Source organism: Acinetobacter thutiue, assembly GCF_030385805.1.
Classification (GTDB): Bacteria; Pseudomonadota; Gammaproteobacteria; order Pseudomonadales; family Moraxellaceae; genus Acinetobacter; species Acinetobacter corruptisaponis.
This window is the reverse complement of the sequence record NZ_JAUDZE010000013.1, coordinates 42,313-65,448: the sequence shown is the minus strand read 5'-3', so window position 1 is coordinate 65,448 and position 23,136 is coordinate 42,313. Positions and strand designations below refer to the sequence as shown.

Here is a 23,136-nt window from a genome sequence, read left to right as displayed (position 1 = left end):
GAGTATATTCACTACTACAATCATGAGCGTATCAAGATGAAATTAGGTGGATTGAGTCCTGTAGAGTACAGAACTCAATCCTTGTTTGCCGCTTAACTAACTGTCCAACTTTATGGGGTCAGTTCATCAAAGCGGGTTTTTCTGAACCATTAAAGCTTAAGCTTCAACAGTTACATAGCGACGGCCAAACTGACCTTTCACTTCAAATTTCACTACGCCGTCAGCAGTAGCAAATAAAGTATGGTCACGACCCATACCAACATTTGCACCAGCGTGGAACTCAGTACCACGTTGACGAACGATGATGTTACCAGCAGTTACAGTTTGACCACCGTAAACTTTAACACCCAACATCTTAGGATTCGAATCACGACCGTTCTTCGTCGATCCACCGGCTTTTTTAGTTGCCATGTCTATTTACTCCTGTGTTAGCCTGCAATACCAGTAATTTTCAACTCGGTAAACCATTGACGGTGACCTTGTTGCTTACGGTAGTGTTTACGACGACGCATTTTGATGATGCGGATTTTGTCGTGACGACCATGGCCAACTACTTCTGCAGTTACTTTTGCGCCAGCTACAACTGGAGCACCGATTTGAATGTTGTCACCGTTTACAACCATTAATACGTCATCAAACGTAATAGTCGCGCCAGTTTCAGCTTTCAATAATTCTACTTTAAGGGTTTCACCCTCAACAACACGGTGCTGTTTACCACCGCTTTGGATTACTGCGTACATAATGTACTCCAACATGCCCGTGTCGTCGTGCCGATAAAGGGACATACCGATCTTAAGACGAACGCCACTGGGGTTATACAAGGCGATAGATTTTAAGTGAAAATTGATCAAACAACAAGTGATTTTGCACAAATGCGTCGATCAACAAATGAGCTATGGATTTCATAATAAAATCAAACAGATTGAGAATACGTTGTTTTTATTGATTCTGATCGGGTTTTGCAATACATTCTAAAAAACCAATTGCGACAATAACAAACTGTGTTCATATAAAGTCACACATACTATGGTATAAAGCTTGGGTTTGGCTATTAGAGACCGCTTTTTTGTCTAACGAAAGCCCCAAAATCATCGCAATGATTTAAATGACTGATTACACAGCCTGTATAACTGTTTAGCAACAGACACATTGATACACTTAACATTATATTTCACCTGTACGAGGTTTTTCTTCATATGGTTATCGATTTTAAGCAAGACATTCTCTCTCCAGTAGCGACAGATTTTGCTGCGATGGATCATTTGATCAATGAAGGAATCAGTTCCAAGGTTGGCCTGGTCATGTCAGTCAGCAAGCATGTGGTTGAGGCTGGCGGTAAGCGTATGCGCCCGATCATGTGCCTACTTGCAGCCCGTGCATGTGGTGTAGCCAATATGCAGCATGCGCAGCATCTGGCTGCCATTATTGAAATGCTGCATACCGCAACGCTGGTACATGATGATGTTGTGGATGAGTCCAGTCTGCGTCGTGGCAGGCCCACTGCCAATGCAACCTGGAACAACCAGACCGCCGTTCTGGTCGGTGACTTCCTGATTGCGCGTGCCTTTGATTTACTAGTGGATTTAAACAACATCACTTTACTCAAGGATTTCTCAACAGGAACCTGTGAGATTGCGGAAGGTGAGGTTTTACAGCTTCAGTCCCAGCACCAGCCAGAGACCACTGAAGAAACCTATCTAAGAATTATTCATGGTAAAACATCACGCCTGTTTGAACTGGCAACTGAAGGCGCGGCTATCTTGGCGGGTACTGAAGAATACCGTGAGCCTCTACGTCGCTTTGCGGGTCACTTTGGCAATGCCTTTCAGATTATTGACGATATTTTAGACTACACCTCCGATGCGGAAACACTGGGTAAAAATATTGGTGATGATTTAATGGAAGGCAAACCGACTTTACCGTTAATTTCAGCATTGGCCCACTCCACTGGTGATGACCATGCGATTATTCGCCGCAGCATTGCAACAGGCGGTGTGGAACATTTGGATAAAGTGATTGAAATTGTTCATCACTCAGGTGGCCTGGATTACTGTCAAAAACGTGCCCAACAAGAAACGGATGCCGCTTTAGAAGCGCTCAAAGCACTTCCAGATAATGAATATCGCCAGGCACTGATGAACCTGACCTTAATGGCCTTACATCGACTACAATAATTTTTCTGAGTGCCTATGCATTTAAATTTATCTGATTTATTTTTAAAAATGCAGGAACAGCTTGACCATCATGAAGCTGTTCCTAAAAGCCTTCTTGCAAATGAGCAGATCCTCATTGAACTGGTCAACCGCATACGACCAAAAAAACCGAATGATGCTGAAGAAGTCAAACAGCGAATTCATGCATTGATCAAAATTCTTTTGCTGACTCCCACTTCAGCAACTTTACTCCAGAATTTCCTGCTCAAGCTGATCAGCCAGTACAAACAGATCAGCCTCTATGCCGACAGCGGCATTCTTTCACTGGATGGTTTCTGGAATCAGCTTGGGCAACGTCTTGGCGCACATTTCCTGCCTTTAGTGGAAGATGGCAACCAGCTTAAAACCCTCGTTGGCAAAGTCTTTCATGAGCAAAGCGATGGAGAATGGCTTGACCTGATCGAAAATCAGGACTGGATTACCCTCTTCAACCTGATTGGTGAAAGCCAAAGCAACACGAATGAAAAACAGGTGTGTAAAACTGACCTGATCAAGGCCATTACTGTGTTGTCCTATCGGATTAGTGGTATTGGTCTGTATCCAGAATTTATTAATGCACAACCCGACATTATTGAATATGAGTCACCTTTTCTGGTTCAGAACCGTGAAATTGTAGAGTTCATTGAAAAGTATAAACAGCAGATGCACCAGCAGGATACGGTTGCGGTTCTTGCTCCCCCCGATGCGTCACAGGCCTTTGTGATGCTGGACCAATGCCGTGAGGTTGTGCTCAAGATTCGTCGGGCAACCAAGCGCATCGGGGTTAGTATCAGCCTGACCTATTTATTGTCCTTACTGGAGCAGGCGCTTGACCGCATTGAATTATTGCTTGGTTTGCTTGCCAGTAAAAATGATTTCCACTATATCGCACTGGGACAGTTAATTACTGACCTGACCCAGGCCCATTATGATGAAAAAAGTGTTCGTCACCTGTTAAATTCAACCAGTGAATTGATTGCCCTGCAAGTCACCGAAAATGCCAGTAAAACAGGTGAGCATTATGTAAGTACCGATAAAAAAGGCTTTTTCGGCATGTATAAGGCGGCGGCAGGTGCAGGCGCAATTATTGCCGTCATGGCCACCTTGAAAATTTTAACGACCCGCCTGGTACTTGCTCCATTTATGCATGCGTTTTTATATAGCATGAATTATGGTTTAGGTTTCATGCTGATCCATGTGCTACATTTTACGGTTGCAACCAAACAACCTGCGATGACGGCGGCGGCACTTGCGGCAACGGTACAGCAGCAGAAAGGCAGTAAAACGGCCCAGATTGCTGAACTGGCGGCCCTGATTATCAATATTATCCGAACTCAATTCATCGCAATTCTGGGGAATATTTCAATTGCCATTCCCGTAGCGGCCTTAATTACCTTTTTATGGCAGTACAATCTGGGTGAACGATTGCTTTCCCCAATTAAGGCAGCCAAGACACTACACGATTTAAATCCATTTACTTCACTGGCTATCCCCCATGCAGCAATTGCAGGTGTCTGTTTATTCCTTTCAGGCCTGATTGCGGGCTATTTCGATAATCTAGCAGTCTACCGAAAGGTTGGCCCCCGTCTAAAACAGCACCGCCGCCTAAAACGCTGGATGGGGCAGGCACGACTGGACAAGTTTGCCAACTATATTGAAACCAACCTTGGGGCTTTGGCAGGTAACTTCCTGTTTGGGATTATGCTGGGAAGTATGGGAACCATCGGTTTTATTTTAGGCCTACCGCTGGATATCCGTCATATTGCCTTTGCATCCGCCAATTTCATTCAGGGCTTAATGACAGTGAGCGGCACACCTGACCTTGGTTTAATCATCGTGTCATTTTTGGGCGTTATGTTGATTGGTCTCACCAACCTGTTTGTCAGCTTTACCCTGACGATTATTGTCGCGTTGCGTGCGCGTCGTGTTCGCTTCTCACAGTGGAAACCCTTGGCTAAATTGGTCATCACCCATTTCCTGACCCGACCAAGTGATTTCTTCTGGCCACCAAAACAACCTGTTGAAGTGGAAGAGCAAAACACGACCGAGCAAAAAATGAGACATTAATCAAATTTTGTTATGTTTTTTTACTGAACCTTAAAAAAACATGAAAATGAAATTATCATAAAATTTCAAGACTTGACCAAAAGTGTACTCGCAAGTACACTTTCAAACACTCGACAACCCTGAACAATGGTTAAGCAAATAATGAGGTTCGCATGCCGTACCTACTGCTTTGTATTGGTTGCTTTTTTTTAGGACTCGGTGTGTTTGGGCTGGTTTGTCTCGACACATCGACTTTAGACCTTTTGAGTGTTCAAGCTTTATTTGAACACCGTTCGTTTGTGCTTAACCAGGTGACCATTCTGCTTTCTCGACTGGGTGGAATGCCATTTTTATTATTTTTAACCACATTTTTGTGTATTTATCAAACTTGGATTAAAAACGATAAGAATGCAATTTTTATCGCTTTAAGTGTGGGTGGAAGTATTGTGATTGGTTGGCTTCTGAAATGGGGCATTGATCGACCAAGACCCTTGGAATTTTATCACCTGATTCAAAGTTATGGCGCATCTTTCCCAAGTGCCCATAGCCTATATGCTGCGACCCTTGCGAGTATGTTCATGTTGCTGTACAGCACGCATAAATACCGTAACAGCGTCATTTTAGTATCTACTTTATGGTTTGTTTTCATGGGGATATCTAGAATTTATGCAGGGGTTCACTACCCAACCGATGTATTGGCAGGTTGGGGAATCGGGTTGATTTGGACTTCGTTGCTTTGGTTTTGGCTGTATCAAGGCAATTTCAGCAACAATTTGTTTTTAGATAAAAAATCTAAATTGAGGTGGAATAATGATGTCAGCTAAGCTTTGGGCTCCTGCCCTCACTGCTTGCGCATTGGCAACAAGCATTGCGCTTGTTGGTTGTAGCAAAGACCCTAAAGATGCACAGCAAGCCGCTGCTGCTCAAAAAATGCCACCTCCTGAAGTCGGTGTCATTGTTGCACAACCGCAAAGTGTAGAACAAAGTGTGGAACTTTCTGGGCGGACCTCCGCCTATCAGGTTTCAGAAGTACGTCCACAAACAGGTGGTGTCATTTTAAAGCGCTTATTTGCTGAAGGCAGTTATGTCCAGGCGGGTCAAGCGCTTTATGAAATTGACGCCAATACCAACCGTGCAAGCGCAGACAGCGCCCGTGCGACCTTATTACGCCAGCAAGCAAACCTAAATGCATTACGCGTTAAAGAGGGACGTTATCGTCAGTTGGTTGGCACCAATGCGGTTTCCAAGCAGGAATATGATGATATTCATGCCCAGGTACTGTTGGCTGAAGCCGATGTGGCAGCCTCTCAGGCAGCATTGAAAAATGCTGAGATCACTTTGGGCTATTCTACTGTACGTGCGCCAATCTCAGGCCAGTCCAGCCGTTCTTCGGTAACAGCTGGTGCGTTGGTGACAGCGAATCAGGCTGATCCTTTGGTCACGATTCAACAGCTTAACCCGATCTATGTTGATATTAACCAATCCAGTGCCGAAATGTTGCGCCTACGTCAGCAGCTCAGCAAAGGCAGCTTGAACAACAGCAACAACACCCGTGTCAAGATCACGCTTGAAGATGGTTCCGACTATCCTGTTGAAGGCCAGTTGGCTTTCTCTGATGCCAGTGTCAACCCAGACACAGGTACAGTGACCTTGCGTGCAGTTTTCTCAAATCCAAACCACCTGTTGTTACCAGGCATGTATGCAACTGCCAAGATTTCACAGGGCATCATTCCAAATGCCTACCTGATTCCACAGGCGGCTGTGTCACGCCTGCCAACAGGACAGGCCATTGCCCTGGTTGTAAATGCGAAGAATACGGTTGAAGCTCGCCCAATCACAACGGTTGGTGTGAAAGCTCAGGACTGGATTGTCACAGATGGCTTACAGGTGGGTGACAAGATTGTGGTTGATGGTGTTGCCAAGGTTAAGGAAGGCCAGGAAGTTTCTGTAAAACCTTACCAGCCACAGGCAAAAGCACCACAAGGTCAAAATGCTGCACCGCCAGCAGCCGCTGAACAACAAAAGCAAGCCGATTCACCAAAAGCTGAACAAAAAGCTACTTCACAAGCTTAAGGGGTAGATTGCATGGCTCAATTTTTTATCCATCGCCCAATTTTTGCATGGGTGATTGCGTTGGTGATTATGCTGGCGGGTATTCTCTCGCTCAGCAAAATGCCAATTGCACAATATCCTACGGTTGCGCCACCGACGGTCACGATTTCCGCAACCTATCCAGGTGCATCGGCAGCAACAGTGGAAAATACCGTAACCCAGATCATTGAACAGCAGATGAATGGTCTGGATGGTTTGCGCTACATTTCATCAAACAGCTCTGGTAATGGTATGGCATCCATCCAGATTAACTTTAAGCAAGGGATTGATCCTGATATTGCCCAGGTTCAGGTACAGAACAAGTTGCAGTCCGCAACTGCGTTGCTGCCTGAAGATGTACAGCGCCAAGGGGTTAAGGTTTCCAAGTCAGGTGCAAGTTTCCTACAGGTTGTTGCATTTTATTCTCCTGATGGACGCTTATCCGATGCTGACATTAAGGACTATGTAAACTCAAGTATTGCTGAACCGCTCAGCCGTGTTCAGGGTGTGGGTGAGATTCAGGTGTTTGGTGGCTCATACGCCATGCGTATCTGGCTGGACCCTGCCAAATTAAGCAGCTTCAACCTAACACCAACGGATGTTGCAGCGGCAATTCGTGCCCAAAACGCTCAGGTTGCTGTGGGTCAGTTGGGTGGCGCACCGTCAATCAATGGTCAGGTTCTGAACGCGACTGTGACGGCACAAAGCCTGTTGCAGACACCAGAACAGTTTAAGCAGGTCTTCCTGAAAAACCTGCCATCAGGTGCAAAAGTCCGTTTAAACGATGTGGCACGTGTTGAGTTGGGTTCTGATACCTATCAGTTTAATACACAGTTCAATGGCAAGCCTGCCGCGGGTATCGCAATCCGTCTAGCAACAGGTGCCAATGCGCTGGATACTGCGGCAGCGGTTGAAAAGCGTTTAAGTGAACTTCGCCATAACTATCCAACAGGTCTGAAAGACCAGCTTGCGTTTGATACCACCCCATTTATCAAGCTTTCAATTGAAAGTGTGGTACATACCCTGCTTGAAGCGATTGCACTGGTATTCATTGTGATGTTCTTGTTCCTACAGAACTGGCGCGCAACGATTATTCCAACTCTTGCAGTTCCTGTGGTGGTATTGGGTACATTTGCCATCATCAATATTTTCGGTTTCTCAATCAACACGCTCACCATGTTCGCAATGGTTCTTGCCATTGGCCTGCTGGTGGATGATGCGATTGTTGTGGTCGAAAACGTTGAGCGTGTCATGACCGAAGAACACGGTACACCTGTTGAAGCGACTGAAAAGTCGATGAAACAGATTTCTGGCGCCCTGATGGGGATTACCAGCGTACTGAGTGCGGTATTTATTCCAATGGCATTCTTTGATGGCACAACGGGGGTGATTTACCGTCAGTTCTCCATTACGCTTGTGACTGCAATGGTGTTGTCACTGATTGTCGCATTGACATTTACGCCAGCGCTATGTGCGACCATTCTTAAACAGCATGATCCAAACAAGGAACAAAGCAACAATATCTTTGCCCGTTTCTTTAGATGGTTCAACCGTACATTTGACCGTATTTCACATGGCTATCAGGGCGGTGTAGACCGCATGATTCACCATAAAGTGTTTTCTGGTATTCTGTATGCAGTCGTAATCGCTGCGCTTGCATTCCTGTTCCCAAAACTTCCGTCTTCGTTCCTGCCTGATGAAGATCAGGGCGTGGTGTTGACGCTTGTACAGCTTCCACCAAATGCAACCCTAAGCCGTACTGATGCAGTACTGGATACCATGACTCATTTCTTTATGGAAAAAGAAAAGGATACAGTGGAGTCTATCTTTACTGTTGCTGGTTTCTCTTTTACGGGGATGGGACAAAACGCGGGTCTGGCGTTTGTGAAGTTGAAAGACTGGAAAGACCGTACCACGGCTGAGACAAAAATTGGTTCTATTATCCAGCGTGGTATGGCACTGAACATGATTGTCAAGGATGCGTCCTACATCATGCCGTTGCAGCTTCCAGCCATGCCTGAACTGGGTGTCACCGCTGGCTTTAACCTACAGTTAAAAGATGTGAGTGGTCAGGGCCATGAAAAGCTGATTGCAGCACGTAACACCATTCTCGGTTTGGCATCCCAAGACAAGCGTCTGATGGGCGTACGTCCAAATGGTCAGGAAGACACACCACAGTATCAGATTGATGTTGATCAGGCCCAGGCGGGTGCAATGGGCGTCAGTGTCGCTGACATTAACAGCACCATGGGCATTGCCTGGGGTGGTTCATACATCAATGACTTCATTGATCGTGGACGCGTGAAAAAGGTATATGTACAGGGTGAAGCCAATGCCCGTATGATGCCTGAAGACCTGAACCAGTGGTATGTGCGTAACAACAAAGGCGAAATGGTTCCGTTCTCTGCATTTGCAACTGGTAAATGGACCTATGGTTCACCACGTCTTGAACGTTATAACGGCGTATCATCCGTCAATATTCAAGGTACGCCTGCTCCAGGTGTAAGTTCTGGCGACTCCATGAAAGCCATGGAAGAAATCATCCAGAAATTACCATCCATGGGCTTACAGGGCTTTGACTATGAATGGACAGGTTTGTCACTGGAAGAACGTGACTCTGGCGCTCAAGCTCCGTTCTTGTATGCCCTCTCCCTTTTGATTGTATTCTTATGCTTGGCGGCACTGTACGAAAGCTGGTCAATTCCATTCTCGGTATTACTTGTAGTGCCGTTAGGGATTATTGGTGCGGTGATTCTGACATTCCTGGGCATGGTATTGTTTAAGAATCCAAACTTATCCAATAACATCTATTTCCAGGTTGCCATGATTGCGGTGATTGGTCTTTCAGCCAAGAATGCAATCCTGATTGTTGAATTCGCAAAAGAATTACAGGAAAAAGGTGAAGAGTTGCTTGAAGCAACCTTGCATGCATCCAAAATGCGTCTACGTCCAATTATCATGACCACACTGGCATTCGGCTTTGGTGTCTTGCCATTGGCGCTTGCAAGCGGTGCAGGTGCGGGTAGCCAGCACTCAGTCGGTTATGGTGTATTGGGTGGTGTCATTTCCTCAACACTTTTAGGTATCTTCTTCATCCCTGTATTCTTCGTGTGGATTCGTAGTATCTTTAAGTACAAACCTAAAACTTTAAATACTCAGGAGCATTGATCGTGATGCAAACTGTATGGTCTATTTCCAGTCGTGGCATTGCAATCTCTGCACTCGCGCTGTCTTTGGCTGCCTGCCAAAGCATGCGCGGGCCAGAGCCTGTTGTGAACACAGATATTCCTGAAAGCTTTGCCTCTTATGGCAAGTCTTCTGGAACATCAATCGCTGAACAGGGTTACAAAGATTTCTTTGCTGACCAGCGTTTACTGCAAGTGATTGATATGGCACTTGCCAACAACCGTGACTTGCGTACGGCTGTCCTCAACATTCAAAAAGCGCAGCAACAATACCAAATCTCAGAAAACAACAGATTGCCAACCATTGGTGTCGGGGGTGGCGCAACTCGACAGGTATCCCCTAGCCATGATCCAAACAATCCTTATTCGACTTATCAAGTGGGTATACCACAAACAACGTATGAGTTGGATTTTTGGGGCCGTGTTGCCAGCTTAAAAGATGCGGCACTGGACAGCTACCTTGCGACACAGAGTGCGCGTGATGCCACACAAATTAGTTTAATCAGCCAGATCACTCAGGTTTGGTTAAATTATTCATATGCAAGCGCACAGTTGAAACTTGCGGATCAAACCCTCAAGGCACAGCAAGACTCGTTTAACCTGAACAAGAAACGTTTCGATGTGGGCATTGATAGTGAGATTCCATTACGTCAGGCGCAAATTTCGGTTGAAACCGCACGTAATGATGTTGCCAACTATAAAACACAGATCGCACAAGCACAAAACTTGTTAAATTTACTTGTTGGACAAACAGTTCCTCAAAACTTATTGCCACAACAGCAAATTTCTCAAATTACCAAACAAAGCGCTTTAAGTGCTGGCTTACCAAGTGACTTGCTCAATAATCGCCCAGATATCAAGGCGGCTGAATATCAACTCAGTGCCGCAGGTGCAAATATTGGTGCAGCCAAAGCACAACTTTACCCAACGATTAGCCTGACAGGTTCGGCAGGTTATGCTTCAACAGATTTGAGCAACCTTTTTAAGGCGGGTAATGCAGCCTGGTCAATTGGGCCAAATATCAGCTTGCCAATCTTCGATTGGGGTACACGTAAAGCCAACATCAAGATTTCAGAGACTGATCAGAAAATTGCCTTGGCAAACTATGAAAAGTCAGTTCAATCTGCTTTCCGTGAAGTGAATGATGCCTTGGCAACCCGTGCCAACATTGGTGACCGTTTAACCGCGCAACGCCGTTTGGTGGATGCAACCAACACTACCTATAAGCTGTCTAACGCCCGTTTCCGTGCAGGTATTGATAGTTATTTAACCGTGTTGGATGCCCAGCGTTCAGCGTATTCGGCTGAGCAAGGTTTACTGTTGTTACAGCAAGCAAACCTGAACAACCAGGTTGAGCTTTACAAAACATTGGGTGGAGGTTTAAAGGCCAATACCAGTGATACGGTAACGCCTCAACCCTCTAGTGCTGAAATACATGCTGCACAATAAACCTTAATATAATGTACTATCTATAGCCATCTCCCGAGATGGCTATTTTATTTTAAGCCCAACTGAATAATAATTTAATCCCAAATGATTGGCATATTGTGCCGCTTCGGCACGCGATGAAATTCCCAGTTTATGGTAAATCGACTTAATATGGCTTGCGACGGTACTTTCTGCAATCTCCAACTGTTTTGCCACCTCACCATTGCGTAAACCCTGACCAATATAAAGCAATACCTGTTTTTCCCTCTCGGTTAAATTATGCTCTATGGTGGCCACAGATCGGGTGGACTGGAAATGAGCCATCAAACGGCGGGCAATTGAGGGAGATAATGCAGGGATTCCTAAACGTAACTGCCTTAGTTGATGAATAATCAATTCCTTGGGTTGTTCCTTGACTAAGTAGCCCTCCGCCCCCCCCTGCCAACGCATTGACAATATGTAGGTCATCACCCAGTACACTCATCACCACACATTGCGTATCAGGATGACGCTGGCGTAGATAACTTAACACTTCAATCCCCGAACCATCGGGCAAACCCAGATCAATCAGTGCAATCTGAAATTGCTGATCCAAACAGATCGACAGGCCCTCCTTGACCGAATTTGCCGCTTTAATCCTTGCATCAGGAAAAGCATCTACAATAACGGTCTGCAACCATTGCCGTGTTTCCAAACTATCCTCAACAACCAGAATATGCATTTGTGATTATTCCCTATTTGAGCCAAGTGGCAACTTCATATCAATCAACAACCCCTGTTGATTGAGGAATTGTATTTCTCCCCCCAATAGTTGCACCCTTGTCTGCATATTGGTTAAACCTTGTCCCTGTCCTATTTTAAGCTCAGCTAAACCCTGCCCATCATCCTGAACCTGCAACAATAAAAACTGGGTTTCAATCCGAATTTTAATTTTGAGATGTTGGGCATAAGCATGACGGATACAGTTATTGGTCGCTTCACGTAGAATTGAACGGAGCCCATGAATCATTTCCAGGCTCATGGCTTGCTGTACATTGCCTGTCATTGACCAATCCAACTGAATATCTGCCAATGCCAGACGTTCGGCAATTTCAGCTCGGATATTGATCAATAATTCCTCAAAGCATATTCCACCCGACATACTGTGATTAATCACATCCCTTAAATCTGTCAGGGTATTACGAATCATATCGTCCTTACGCTGTGGTTGCTGGCTATGCAAGGCATTGACCAGTTGCGAACTGATATTGTCATGTAAATCCCGACGAATACGTTGACGTTCCTCGATCACACCTGCTTCATAAGCCATCTTCGCCTGTATCGCATAATCCAGCATCTCACAAAGCTCTGTTGCAATGGCAACATCATACTGTGAAAAAAGGCGACGTCCCTGCCCTGCATAGCCCAGTGTCACCGCATGCAGTTGTTGAATGGCGGGAATGTGCAACTGTAAACCCTGCTGTGCCAAAACTGGCGCTTCGGTATATATACCCTCGTCAACCTGCAAGGCGGCAAAGTTTTTCTGCAAAACTTCCTGCCAGAGCTGCTGTTGGTTTTGCTGTGCCGTTGCCAAGGTAACACCAATAATTTCACGGAATTGCAGCTCTCGCTTTGGGCTAAGATAGCCTAAAAACTTTTCCCAGATCCAGCCACGCAAAGGTAACCAGAGTATTCCACAAACAACCAAGGCCAAGGTCATGGAAATCTTTGGGGAGAGATTTAACAGGCTAATAAAGATAATATCGAGCAAGATTAAAAACAGAATGGCAATCAGCAATAATAGGATTCTTCCCCACCAGATCCCAAGCTCAAATAAACGGTAACGTAAAATACCGAATGCCAAACCAATATAGACCAGTAAAAACAAGGTAAATGCATAGCCCTGTAATGCTGAGGTATCAAAACCAAATAAGGTGGGCAATAAGATAAACAGGACAAACAGGGATGTCCCCAATAGCCAGGACAATAAAAACCATTGCAAGGCAGCGCGCTCAAGCGGAGCATATTGGGAGAACCACCAGTGTATTGCAGCGAGAACAAATGAGCAGAGCAAACCGAGCATCACTAAAAAGCGTCGGGCAAAGGTCATGGACTCAAACATGCCCATCTGCTGGGCGATAAACCAAAGCACAAAAATACCAATAACACCCACCCCCACCCAGTTGGGTGCGATACGGCGTGGGTAATATAAAAGCAAGGCAACAAAACTGGCGATAAATACACTACCACCAAAGAAATTTAGGTCACTCAGAAATTGAAATAATGTTGTGGGTAATGCAATCTCTCTGGTGCTATAAATTCCAGCAAAACTGGAAAATACCAAGGTGCATATCCCTGATAATAATAGATAACGTGCTGCCAATTCATTTGATCGGAATGCGTATACAGCCGCAGAAATCAACCATGCCACCACACCAACAATCAACTGCACCCAGAAAGCCAGATCAAATGTTTTTACTGGACGATGGGGTGTCACAGATATGGAATAGACCTGACCATCACCAAGCGTGAGTTCTAGTTTTTGCTGCCGCAACATATCTGCAATTTGTCCCTGCCTTTCCAGAAACTGAGCATAATTACGATAGGTTCCCATTGCACTGTCAGGTTCTGGTGCCAAATCCATCGGGATCAGGTCAATCGCTTGAGTTGGGATGCTGATTCTTTTCAACACCTGATTTTTAGGACTCTCCATCGTTCCTGCTAAACTGGAATCCGTATCCAGTATCCTAATCTGCTCACCCACAATCCCTAGCTTTAAGCCCATATACGGCTGGTTAAAGCTCACCCATATCACAGCCCCCGACCACATGATTGCGAAAATCGCAGCCATAAATAAAATGGAAACAGGTGTAAACCTCGTCATTATTTTCATACTCGCGTCCCTACACACGACATTCCCTAAAAAGTTTTTTGCGATAGCTTTATTATTTTCCATTAAATTTGCCAAATATTCCTCCCCTGTTCAGAGGATAGTATTCTCCTTTATTTGATCCATAATAAAAAATACCTTAAAGAACAAAATCTTGCAAAACAAGGAAAAGGAGATCAGGAATGTCTATTAAAACTGGGAAAACATGGATACTTGCACCGCTAAGCTTGAGCATGATGCTGGCATTAACAGGATGCTGGTTTGATGATGGTTCTTCAACAAGCAGTTCGAACTCAGCAAAAACTGATACGCCTAAAGATGAGACACCTGCAAATACCACAACACTGACAGGAACAGCGGCAATTGGTGCACCTTTGGTTGGGGCAAATATCAGTTTAAACTGCGCTGGATATAACAAAAGCAATGCCACAACCACAGGCAATACAGGAAACTGGAACTTTGCTGTACCTACAGCGAATTTACCTTGTGTTGTGAATGTGGCGGGAGGAACTGCCAATAATATTGCAAACACACAAAACCTATATGGTCTAAGTCTGGGCAATCAAACCAATGTCAATATCACACCACTTACCACACTGGCTTTGGCAGGTGCCTCCAATAATGCACTGGGTTTAAAACTGGAAGATTTATTCAAGGCAGCAAATATTGATTTCAGCAAGCTTGCTGCCCAAATTGATGCGGCGGTCAACAAGCTCAAAAACGACTTAACGGCACAAGGTTTTAACTATCCAGATATTGTGGATTTCAATCCATTTTTTACCGCTTTTGATCCTCAGGCAGGTAACAGTTACGATGACCTGCTTGAGGCGGTTATGGCCGCAATTCAGGCAGCCAACAGCAATCTGGCGGCATTGACCACAACCTATGCAACAGGAGGCACATTACCTGCTGCAAGTACAGGCAACAATGGTGGCAACAACAATAATAATGGGGGTAATAACAACAATGGAAATAATAATGGCGGCACAACGACACCTGCCAATGCGATTGGATTAGCCACATTTAACAACTATAGTGCTGCCAATAATGAAGCTTTCTTTAACAGCGTAAAAGGAACTTACCCTGTTGCCATTTTCCGTGCACCAGCAGGAAAAGAAAGCCATATTGGCGAGGGTAGTCTTACCATCAGTGGCACAGCAGAAAACTGGTCATTACAACTTAAAGCGCATGATGGCACAGTGATTAACGCCTTAAATAATAAATCGGTAATCTATGGTGCATTGACTCCTGCTATCGGTAAATTATTTTTAAATAATGGAAATACCCCTGATAAACATATTAGTGTGGAGTTAACCAAAAGCGGCCAAATTACAGGCTGGGCAGGTGGTTTTGCTGAATATGGATTCCGTAACAATGTGCTTGCCTATGGTGCTGCTCTACCCGAAGTCTTTAAACATATTGCAGGAATCTGGCGAGGCGAGGCGATGGCAAATACCTGTAATAAACCCAAAATTACTGTTACGGTCAAGGCGGATGGCTCTGTAAGTAACTCAGGTAAATCAGCCCTAGGGTGTAGTGATGCGACAGTTGAAAATAAGTGGAATGGTAATGATGACTATGTCACCTCAACCGTGATTGATGAGGGAAGCTGGCAAGGTGGCAAATGGGTTACCACTCAAAAAACCAAGTATATTGTACAGATTGACAGTGAAAAAGCTGGTGATTCAAAAGCTCAGGGAGGGATTCGTTTAACACTGGATAGCTTAACCAGTAAACCTGCCATGATTGCAGCCTATGCCAACCTATCTGGTGGAAGTGGTGCAATTGAAACCATTAATGCTGTTCCTTTTGATCCAAATGCCGCGGCACGTACTGAACCCACTGCCGAAGAACTGGCCGATAAAGCTCGTTTGAATGGGAAGTCTGGTATTACAGCAATTGCTGCAAGTAATGTAACCACCAAAACTTACACCTATAGCAAGGCTGCAAATACTACAGGGATAACAATAGATGGTAATTTAATTAAGCTACAATTCAACTCCGACTCACTTTTAACCAGTAGTGAAGCTGGGAACTGGACTTTGGCATTTCCTGAAAAAGTAGGCACTTATGAATGTACCTCTACCCTAGAACTCGCAAAATCATCTGGAGATAGTGCCTATCTGTCCCTAAACAATATAACGTTCCAATATGCTTCTGACAGCATAAATGCGCATAGTGGTAAATCAGAACGTAATACAGGTGGAGCATGCACAGTTACGGTACTTTCGGTTGGCAATACCATTGAAGGAAGCTTTTCTGGCAAACTTGTCGGTGCCTTAGGTGCACAATATACCGTAAGTCAAGGCTATTTCTCTGTCGTAAGACAATGATGCTTTAATTATTCAATTTTCAGCGGCCATCCCCATTGTTTTCATTTGGGATGGTCTTTTTTTATCTATAGAAGTTTCTTTCTTGTTCATCTTGATTTATCGTGAATTTACAATATAGAAATTACTTGAGGCAATATGTTACTCAGCAGCTTGGAATCTGTACCTGGCCATGAAATTTTACGTCAGCTTGATGTGGTGTATGGCAGCACTGTCCGCAGTAAGCACGTGGGTCGTGACCTGATGGCGGGTTTAAAAAATATCGTGGGCGGCGAACTGACGGGTTATACCGAACTTCTTGAGGAATCCCGTCAGGAAGCCACGCAACGCATGATCGACAAGGCACGCGGTTTAGGCGCCAATGCGATTGTGGGGATTCGCTTTTCCACATCGAATATTGCCCAAGGCGCGTCCGAACTTTTTGTATATGGTACGGCTGTCGTGGTTCAGCCTGTGGCGCCTAAACTTCCTAATCCATTTGGTGCATAGGCAATACAATGGATGGATTAATTTTTCAGATCGTTATTTTTCTGATTCTTTTTTCAGTCGGTTGGGGTTTTGGTCGTCATATTGAACAAAAACACTTACGCGAACTGGATGAGAAAGAAAGGCAATTTGCCCATATCCGCATTGATACCAACCGCTTTGTTGAAACGACTGCAAAAGGTCAACTGGTAAGCAGCAATGTGGTGATCTCACATGACTATTTTAAATATGTGCTTGCCACCATTAAAAACTTCTTTGGTGGTCGTCTCGTCAGCTATGAAAGTGTAGTGGAACGGGCACGACGTGAGGCAATAGTTAGGCTCAAGCAGGAAGCACACAAGATGGGTGCAAACCAGATCATGGGGGTTCGTCTCAGTACCACTGAACTGGGCCTGCAAGGTGGCATGGTTGAAGTGTTTGCTTATGGTACAGCTATTTTAAATGAGTAAAAGGGAGCAAAAGCCCCTTTTACTTCACTTTGGTTTTACGAATCATTTTATACAACAGGCTTGGTGACAAACGGGACACCAATACACCCAGTTGTTCTTTCTTCCCACCGACAACCACATATTCCTCACCTGCCATTAATGCCTCAACCACACGCTGGGCGAATACATCGGCATCCAAACCATTTTCAATGGCTTCGTCCTGATGTCCCTGTGGCTTACCCTCACCATTTAAGGCATTAAAAGAGACATTGGTTTTAACAAAGCCTGGAAAAACCACCGAAACAGCAACCCCATCTTTTGAAACCTCGGCGCGAAGACTATTTGCCCACATATGAATCGCCGCTTTGGCAGCTGAATAACTGGCGCGATATTGTGTACCCAATAGGCCCGCCACACTGGAGACAAACACCACCCGACCAGACTTTTGTTTGAGCAATGTTGGTAACACAGTCTTGGTAAAGAACACCTGTGAAAAATAATCCACTTCCATGATGGCACGTTCAGTTTGCATGGTGGTGTCCTGAATCAGGGCACGCTGGCTCAGACCTGCATTGTTGATGAGCCAGTCAATTCGTCCTTTGCATGCCAAAACCTGTTCATGCGCATGACGTACCTGAGCTTCATCAGTAATATCGGCGGCAATTGAAACATGACGTTCTGGCTTGAATAAACCGACACGCACAGCTTCGAGTTCATCATAACGGCGTGAGGTCAGCACCACCTGTGCACCCTGCAAGGCACATTCCCTCGCCAGCGCCTTGCCCAAACCAGAAGAAGCACCTGTAATCCATATCACTTTATTTTCAAGGTTTTTTAGCTTTGCCATATCAATGATCCTCTATGCCTGATGACGCATAAATTTTAAGAAGTAATCCACATAAATGACCGCAACCTGCTCATCCAGTTGAGTACCTAGTTTTTCCAAACGTTTATAGCCTAGATGTGTAGTCATGTTGATCACGCCATTGAGGGTTTTATCCACCACAAAATTAAACTTCAGGCATTTTTTCGGTTCACGAATTAAATGGGTCACACCGACATCAATCACATCGGTCAGCAGTTTCAACGCATTTACCGTTTCATGACGGTCTCCACCTGCAAGCTTCTGGCTGGAGCTTTTCACCTGTTGTGCAAGCTGCTGTTCAATTGGATAGGTCATGTAAACCTTTTCATCTTCGACCTGAATGGTTTTGGAGAGATATTCCACCAAAGGAACCAAACGGTCATTGCCAAAGAATGAAACTGACCACGGCATATATTTGCGAATGGCTTCCAGAATTTGCTGAATCACCTTTTCAGATTCACCCGTCTGGGAATAATGCTGGTTTTCCTGTAACAGCACCATAAAAACCTGTTCAATCACTTCACAAGCCATTTCTGACAGGACATTCCCCAAAGCATTTGCCTGACTTTCCTTACTGCCCTGTAATAGCTGCGCTCGAATATGCGCAAATCTCGCGTATGTATCCGCATGAATATTTAAAAAAACGGCGGTGTTCATTCTAATTACCCTAATTCTTAGATTGCATAAAATAAGGGCTTGTTCAACAAGCCCTTATTTTTCCATCAAACTGTTTTATATCATTTTTGGCTTTCTACACGCCGAATTTACCATATTCTATTCCGCATCGACATGCATAAATGCCAAAAAATGGTTGACGCAATCAGCCGCAGCGTCTGTATCCACCTGATTTCCCATCTTTTCCAAACGTTTATAGCTCAGATGCGCCGTCATATTGATCACCCCATTCAGGGTTTTATCAACCACGGTATTAAAGTTCAGGCACTTTTTCGGTTCACGAATCAGGTTGGTCACGCCCAAATCCACAATTTGAACCAGAGTCTGAAATACATCCACCATGTCACTGATTTCATTATTCTTCAGTTTTGTCACCAAAGCATGGGCCTGTTGTACCAGATGTCGATCAATCGGATAAGACACATAGACCTGTTCATCATGGTACTTAATCATATTGGAAAAATAGTTGGCAAAGGGACAGAGGCGTTCATTGCCAAACAATGCAATTGACCACGGCATATATTTGCGCACCGCACCAATAATCTGCTGAATGACTTTTTCTGATTCTGCCGTATATTTTTGTGTGAGCTGTGTAGGTTGGCGATTCTGAATCAGCAAAACTGAAAAGACCTGCTCAACAATGTCGCAGGCGATTTCTGAAAGGACCTCCCCCAACACCCGCGACTGGCTTTCATGTGTTCCAGCATTCAGTTGCTGGCGGATTGTTTCAAATTGTCCGTGTGTTGCTTCATTAATTTTCAATAAAATTGAATAACTCATCTGAACCATCCTTTTAGTTTTAGCATTCTTATATTGTTATTTTATGCATCTACATCTTTAATTATGTGATCCAATACACATAAATCTAACTTTTTTCCACTAAAAAACCAACGCATTTCGTCGGCTTTTTTAGTGGAAAATTTTGATGGATTGCTAGTCAATAAAACTGCTACCTAATCATTATCTATCTCATCATAATCATCATGGATAGGATGTGACCCATATCTTCCATGTTCTCGAAAATTATGAGCATAATCCTTTGTAGCATCAAACATATCTCTACCTGATTCATAAGAGCTGTTAACTTGGCTGGAATTCATTTTTGCCTTATTTTTTAATTTATTAGAAGTTTTTTTCTTCTTTTTTCTTCTTGAAATTCCCACTAATTGAGCTAAATTGGGAGTTTTTTTACTACACTTAAGAACTTGGATTTCAAATTTTTCTTTTTTTTTGTTATTTAACCCATGAGAAGTTCTAATATGTTCCTTAATTTCTTCTTCAAGAAACTGCTCTTTACAAAAAGAACAATAACTCATTTTATTTTTTACAACTTTTTCTTTTACAACTTCATTTGTGACGACTTTACTACTCAATACTTTATATTTAGCACTAGGACTTATTTCTTCTACTACTGTACCAGTGCCATAGCACTTAAAACAATTTTCATTCTCTCCAGCACATGAACATTCATAGCTTCTCATTTCCACTCCCCTTTGCGATGACAAACTAAATTTATTGAAATTACGTTATAATACACCCAATTTTTTATTCAATTTTAATCTTCTGTACTATGACTGACGCTCAATCTGCTCAAAATATTGCAACCACTTACGATCCAACCGAGATCGAAAAGAAATGGTATCAAATCTGGGAACAACAGGGTTACTTCAAACCATCAGGTCAGGGTGAATCATTCTGTATCATGATTCCACCGCCAAACGTGACAGGTAGTCTGCACATGGGGCATGGTTTCAACAATGCCATCATGGATGCCCTAACCCGCTACAACCGTATGATGGGTAAAAACACCTTATGGCAACCAGGAACTGACCATGCGGGGATTGCAACGCAGATGGTGGTTGAGCGTCAACTCGGTTTACAAGGTGTGACCCGTCATGACTTGGGTCGTGACAAGTTCATCGACAAAGTTTGGGAATGGAAAGAACAATCTGGCGGCACCATTACCAAGCAAATCCGCCGTTTAGGTTCATCTGTGGACTGGTCTCGTGAACGCTTCACCATGGATGAGGGCTTGTCCAATGCAGTGAAAGAAGTGTTTGTTCGTTTGCACGAAGATGGCTTGATCTATCGTGGCAAGCGTTTGGTGAACTGGGATCCAAAACTGCAAACTGCCCTTTCTGACCTTGAAGTTGAAAGCAAGGAAGAAAAAGGCTCATTGTGGCACTTTAAGTATTTCTTTGAAGATAAATCACTAAAAACCAAAGATGGTAATGACTATCTTGTGGTGGCAACCACACGTCCAGAAACTTTATTAGGCGATACAGCAGTTGCAGTCCATCCTGAAGATGAACGTTATGCCCACTTGATTGGTAAAAACATTATTCTCCCAATTACAGGTCGTTTAGTGCCTGTTGTGGCCGATGAATATGTCGAAAAAGATTTCGGTACGGGCTGTGTAAAAATCACTCCAGCGCATGACTTCAATGACTATGAAGTAGGTAAACGCTGTAACTTAGCCATTATTAATATCTTTAATAAAAATGCAGAAGTGTTGGCTGAGTTTGAATATATCGCCAAAGCGGGTGAGCAAATTTCACAACTGTTACCTGCTCCTGCGGACTATATCGGCTTAGAGCGTTTTGCTGCCCGTAAAAAACTGGTTGAACAAGCGGAAGCTGAGGGCTGGCTGGACAAGATTGATCCGTATGACCTGAAAGCTCCGCGCGGTGACCGTTCAGGTGTGATCGTTGAGCCATTATTAACAGATCAATGGTATGTGAAGATTGCGCCACTTGCTGAACCTGCGATTGAAGCAGTTCAGGACGGTCGTATCAAGTTTGTTCCAGAGCAATACACCAATATGTATATGTCTTGGATGCGTGACATTCAGGACTGGTGTATTTCGCGTCAACTGTGGTGGGGTCATCGTATTCCTGCCTGGTATGATGCCGAGGGCAATGTGTATGTGGGACGCAACGAAGAAGAAGTTCGTGCCAAAAACAACATCGCTGCTGACATTGAATTAAATCAGGATGAAGATGTACTGGATACATGGTTCTCCTCTGCGCTTTGGACATTCTCAACTTTAGGCTGGACTGGCGACGCACAGAAAGATGCAGCCAATGATTTCCTTAAAACGTTCCACCCGACTGATGTGTTGGTGACAGGTTTTGACATCATCTTCTTCTGGGTTGCGCGTATGATCATGATGACCATGCACTTTATGAAGAATGAAGATGGTTCATCGCAAGTACCATTCAAGACGGTTTACGTTCACGGTTTGGTACGTGATGGTGAAGGTCAGAAGATGTCCAAGTCTAAGGGCAACGTACTTGATCCGTTAGATTTAATTGATGGTATTGATCTTGAAAGTCTGGTTGCCAAACGTACTACAGGTTTAATGAACCCAAAAGATGCGGCGAAGATTGAGAAATCAACCCGTAAAGAATTTCCAGACGGCATCAATGCCTATGGTACGGATGCGGTTCGTTTTACGTTCTGTGCACTTGCCAATACAGGTCGTGACATCAAGTTCGATCTCAAACGTGTTGAAGGCTACCGTAACTTCTGTAACAAGATTTGGAATGCAACACGTTTTGTATTGATGAATGTTGAGGGACAAACCGTTGGGCAGGAAGCACGTCCTGATCTATGGGAACTTCCTGAACAATGGATCATCAGCCGTTTACAAAAAGCAGAAGCTGCGGTTCATCAAGCATTTGCCACCTACCGTTTAGACCTTGCTGCGCAAGCAATCTATGATTTTATCTGGAATGAATACTGCGACTGGTATGTCGAGCTGACCAAGCCTGTGCTTAATGATGCCAATGTGTCAGAAGAACGTAAGGCAGAAGTTCGCCGTGTGTTGCTTGCAGTAATGGAAGCTTCTTTACGTTTGGCACATCCACTCATGCCATATTTGACTGAAGAAATCTGGCAAACCCTTGCACCAATGTTGGGCAAAGGTGGCGCAACCATTATGACCGCGCAATACCCTGTGCCTGATCAAGCGAAAATCAATGATCAAGCAGAAGCAGATATGCAGTGGTTACAAGGCTTGATTGGTGCAGTACGTAATATTCGTGGTGAAATGGGCTTGGGTAATGCGCGTTTGTTACCTGTATTGCTGCAAAACATTTCTGATGCTGAAAAAACGCAAATCACTCGTATTGAAGCGTTATTTAAGGCATTGGCGAAAGTTGAAAGCCTGACTTTCCTAGCGCAAGGTGAAGAACCACCATTGTCTTCTTCAAGTGTTGTGGGTCATGCATCGGTATTTGTACCAATGAAAGGCTTGATTGATCCTAAAGCTGAGTTGGGCCGTTTGCAGAAAGACCTAGATAAGGTTCAAAAGCAACATGATCAAATTGCCAATAAACTCGCCAATGAGGGCTTTGTTGCGAAAGCACCAGCAGCCGTTGTTGAGGGTGAAAAGGTTAAATTGGCTGAGTTTGCTGATCAGCTAGCGAAGATTAAAGCAAGTATGGAGCAGATTGCTGCGCTTTGATTTATTATTTTTAATATTTAAAAAGTCATCTTAGGGTGGCTTTTTCTTCAATTTAAAAATATAATTATTAAAA

The 23,136-nt window shown here is 44.2% G+C and carries 20 protein-coding genes; 11 read left to right on the top strand and 9 right to left on the bottom strand.

Translation table 11 applies throughout. The annotated features are described in order from the left end of the window. Positions 1–96, top strand: a 96-nt coding sequence (locus QTA56_RS17255; protein ID WP_267981085.1) for an IS3 family transposase, incomplete at its 5' end; no start/stop codon positions are given. Between the two features lie 60 nt (positions 97–156). Here QTA56_RS17255 and rpmA read toward each other — a convergent pair. After that, positions 157–411 carry a 50S ribosomal protein L27 gene (rpmA, locus tag QTA56_RS17250; RefSeq protein WP_004640422.1) on the bottom strand — a complete coding sequence of 85 codons (255 nt, stop codon included), beginning with the start codon at positions 409–411 and terminating at the stop codon, positions 157–159. A gap of 17 nt (positions 412–428) precedes the next feature. After that, positions 429–740 carry a 50S ribosomal protein L21 gene (gene rplU / locus QTA56_RS17245; RefSeq protein ID WP_004652230.1) on the bottom strand — a complete coding sequence of 104 codons (312 nt, stop codon included), beginning with the start codon at positions 738–740 and terminating at the stop codon, positions 429–431. Positions 741–1,196: 456 nt separating this feature from the next. Here rplU and sdsA point away from each other — a divergent pair, with 456 nt between their 5' ends. The 6 genes from sdsA (at position 1,197) to adeK (ending at position 10,963) form a co-directional block, all read left to right on the top strand. Then, the gene (gene sdsA, locus QTA56_RS17240; protein WP_267982207.1) at positions 1,197–2,174 is read left to right on the top strand and encodes an All-trans-nonaprenyl-diphosphate synthase; all 978 of its coding nucleotides are present in this window, start codon (positions 1,197–1,199) and stop codon (positions 2,172–2,174) included. A 15-nt stretch (positions 2,175–2,189) separates the two neighbouring features. Then, positions 2,190–4,259 (top strand): site-specific recombinase, encoded by a 2,070-nt coding sequence (locus tag QTA56_RS17235; RefSeq protein WP_267982206.1) that lies wholly within the window; start codon positions 2,190–2,192, stop codon positions 4,257–4,259. A 152-nt stretch (positions 4,260–4,411) separates the two neighbouring features. After that, positions 4,412–5,062, top strand: coding sequence for a phosphatase PAP2 family protein (locus QTA56_RS17230; RefSeq protein ID WP_267982205.1), 651 nt, complete (start codon positions 4,412–4,414; stop codon positions 5,060–5,062). Then, positions 5,049–6,311: an efflux RND transporter periplasmic adaptor subunit gene (locus QTA56_RS17225; protein WP_267982204.1), complete on the top strand. Its 1,263-nt coding sequence runs from the start codon at positions 5,049–5,051 to the stop codon at positions 6,309–6,311. Before QTA56_RS17230 ends, QTA56_RS17225 begins: the two co-directional genes overlap by 14 nt. Before the next feature lie 12 nt (positions 6,312–6,323). After that, positions 6,324–9,497 (top strand): multidrug efflux RND transporter permease subunit AdeJ, encoded by a 3,174-nt coding sequence (gene adeJ, locus QTA56_RS17220; RefSeq protein WP_267982203.1) that lies wholly within the window; start codon positions 6,324–6,326, stop codon positions 9,495–9,497. A 5-nt stretch (positions 9,498–9,502) separates the two neighbouring features. After that, a complete protein-coding gene (adeK, locus tag QTA56_RS17215; protein ID WP_267982210.1) occupies positions 9,503–10,963 on the top strand; it encodes a multidrug efflux RND transporter AdeIJK outer membrane channel subunit AdeK in 1,461 nt (486 codons plus the stop codon). 42 nt (positions 10,964–11,005) lie between these two features. Here the strand turns inward: adeK and QTA56_RS17210 are convergent, their stop codons facing one another. The 3 genes from QTA56_RS17210 to QTA56_RS17200 are packed head-to-tail and all read right to left on the bottom strand — an operon-like array spanning position 11,006 to position 13,814. Next, positions 11,006–11,266, bottom strand: a complete 261-nt coding sequence (locus QTA56_RS17210) for a response regulator transcription factor (RefSeq protein ID WP_267982202.1) — start codon at positions 11,264–11,266, stop codon at positions 11,006–11,008. Next, a complete protein-coding gene (locus tag QTA56_RS17205; protein ID WP_267982201.1) occupies positions 11,220–11,663 on the bottom strand; it encodes a response regulator in 444 nt (147 codons plus the stop codon). The genes QTA56_RS17210 and QTA56_RS17205 overlap by 47 nt, the downstream gene beginning before the upstream one ends. A 6-nt stretch (positions 11,664–11,669) precedes the next feature. Then, positions 11,670–13,814 carry a sensor histidine kinase gene (locus tag QTA56_RS17200; protein WP_267982200.1) on the bottom strand — a complete coding sequence of 715 codons (2,145 nt, stop codon included), beginning with the start codon at positions 13,812–13,814 and terminating at the stop codon, positions 11,670–11,672. A gap of 179 nt (positions 13,815–13,993) precedes the next feature. Between QTA56_RS17200 and QTA56_RS17195 the strand changes: the two genes are divergently transcribed. The 3 genes from QTA56_RS17195 (at position 13,994) to QTA56_RS17185 (ending at position 17,076) form a co-directional block, all read left to right on the top strand. Continuing rightward, positions 13,994–16,144 (top strand): hypothetical protein, encoded by a 2,151-nt coding sequence (locus QTA56_RS17195; protein ID WP_267982199.1) that lies wholly within the window; start codon positions 13,994–13,996, stop codon positions 16,142–16,144. A gap of 135 nt (positions 16,145–16,279) precedes the next feature. Next, the gene (locus tag QTA56_RS17190) at positions 16,280–16,630 is read left to right on the top strand and encodes a YbjQ family protein (protein ID WP_267982198.1); all 351 of its coding nucleotides are present in this window, start codon (positions 16,280–16,282) and stop codon (positions 16,628–16,630) included. Between the two features lie 8 nt (positions 16,631–16,638). Continuing rightward, entirely contained in the window at positions 16,639–17,076 is a 438-nt protein-coding gene (locus QTA56_RS17185) for a YbjQ family protein (protein ID WP_267982197.1), read from the top strand. A gap of 19 nt (positions 17,077–17,095) precedes the next feature. Here the strand turns inward: QTA56_RS17185 and QTA56_RS17180 are convergent, their stop codons facing one another. The 4 genes from QTA56_RS17180 to QTA56_RS17165 all read right to left on the bottom strand — a co-directional run bounded on the left by QTA56_RS17180 (position 17,096) and on the right by QTA56_RS17165 (position 20,076). Continuing rightward, positions 17,096–17,902, bottom strand: a complete 807-nt coding sequence (locus QTA56_RS17180) for an SDR family NAD(P)-dependent oxidoreductase (RefSeq protein ID WP_267982196.1) — start codon at positions 17,900–17,902, stop codon at positions 17,096–17,098. A 12-nt stretch (positions 17,903–17,914) separates the two neighbouring features. Then, positions 17,915–18,577, bottom strand: a complete 663-nt coding sequence (locus QTA56_RS17175) for a hypothetical protein (RefSeq protein WP_267982195.1) — start codon at positions 18,575–18,577, stop codon at positions 17,915–17,917. A gap of 117 nt (positions 18,578–18,694) precedes the next feature. Continuing rightward, a complete protein-coding gene (locus tag QTA56_RS17170; RefSeq protein WP_267982194.1) occupies positions 18,695–19,375 on the bottom strand; it encodes a hypothetical protein in 681 nt (226 codons plus the stop codon). Positions 19,376–19,548: 173 nt separating this feature from the next. Then, a complete protein-coding gene (locus tag QTA56_RS17165; RefSeq protein WP_267982193.1) occupies positions 19,549–20,076 on the bottom strand; it encodes a hypothetical protein in 528 nt (175 codons plus the stop codon). 89 nt (positions 20,077–20,165) lie between these two features. Here QTA56_RS17165 and QTA56_RS17160 point away from each other — a divergent pair, with 89 nt between their 5' ends. Further along, positions 20,166–23,063, top strand: a complete 2,898-nt coding sequence (locus QTA56_RS17160; protein ID WP_267982192.1) for a valine--tRNA ligase — start codon at positions 20,166–20,168, stop codon at positions 23,061–23,063. Positions 23,064–23,136 lie beyond the last annotated feature (73 nt).

Bases quoted from the DNA above. Each gene is read 5' to 3' on its own strand.
- adeK (WP_267982210.1), top strand. From the start codon at position 9,503: ATGCAAACTGTATGGTCTATTTCCAGTCGTGGCATTGCAATCTCTGCA.
- QTA56_RS17170 (WP_267982194.1), bottom strand. From the start codon at position 19,375: ATGAGTTATTCAATTTTATTGAAAATTAATGAAGCAACACACGGACAA.
- QTA56_RS17210 (WP_267982202.1), bottom strand. From the start codon at position 11,266: ATGGCTCATTTCCAGTCCACCCGATCTGTGGCCACCATAGAGCATAAT.
- QTA56_RS17180 (WP_267982196.1), bottom strand. From the start codon at position 17,902: ATGGCAAAGCTAAAAAACCTTGAAAATAAAGTGATATGGATTACAGGT.
- QTA56_RS17230 (WP_267982205.1), top strand. From the start codon at position 4,412: ATGCCGTACCTACTGCTTTGTATTGGTTGCTTTTTTTTAGGACTCGGT.
- QTA56_RS17205 (WP_267982201.1), bottom strand. From the start codon at position 11,663: ATGCATATTCTGGTTGTTGAGGATAGTTTGGAAACACGGCAATGGTTG.
- QTA56_RS17195 (WP_267982199.1), top strand. From the start codon at position 13,994: ATGTCTATTAAAACTGGGAAAACATGGATACTTGCACCGCTAAGCTTG.
- rplU (WP_004652230.1), bottom strand. From the start codon at position 740: ATGTACGCAGTAATCCAAAGCGGTGGTAAACAGCACCGTGTTGTTGAG.
- QTA56_RS17160 (WP_267982192.1), top strand. From the start codon at position 20,166: ATGACTGACGCTCAATCTGCTCAAAATATTGCAACCACTTACGATCCA.
- QTA56_RS17200 (WP_267982200.1), bottom strand. From the start codon at position 13,814: ATGAAAATAATGACGAGGTTTACACCTGTTTCCATTTTATTTATGGCT.
- adeJ (WP_267982203.1), top strand. From the start codon at position 6,324: ATGGCTCAATTTTTTATCCATCGCCCAATTTTTGCATGGGTGATTGCG.
- QTA56_RS17165 (WP_267982193.1), bottom strand. From the start codon at position 20,076: ATGAGAAGCTATGAATGTTCATGTGCTGGAGAGAATGAAAATTGTTTT.
- rpmA (WP_004640422.1), bottom strand. From the start codon at position 411: ATGGCAACTAAAAAAGCCGGTGGATCGACGAAGAACGGTCGTGATTCG.
- QTA56_RS17185 (WP_267982197.1), top strand. From the start codon at position 16,639: ATGGATGGATTAATTTTTCAGATCGTTATTTTTCTGATTCTTTTTTCA.
- QTA56_RS17175 (WP_267982195.1), bottom strand. From the start codon at position 18,577: ATGAACACCGCCGTTTTTTTAAATATTCATGCGGATACATACGCGAGA.
- sdsA (WP_267982207.1), top strand. From the start codon at position 1,197: ATGGTTATCGATTTTAAGCAAGACATTCTCTCTCCAGTAGCGACAGAT.
- QTA56_RS17235 (WP_267982206.1), top strand. From the start codon at position 2,190: ATGCATTTAAATTTATCTGATTTATTTTTAAAAATGCAGGAACAGCTT.
- QTA56_RS17190 (WP_267982198.1), top strand. From the start codon at position 16,280: ATGTTACTCAGCAGCTTGGAATCTGTACCTGGCCATGAAATTTTACGT.
- QTA56_RS17225 (WP_267982204.1), top strand. From the start codon at position 5,049: ATGATGTCAGCTAAGCTTTGGGCTCCTGCCCTCACTGCTTGCGCATTG.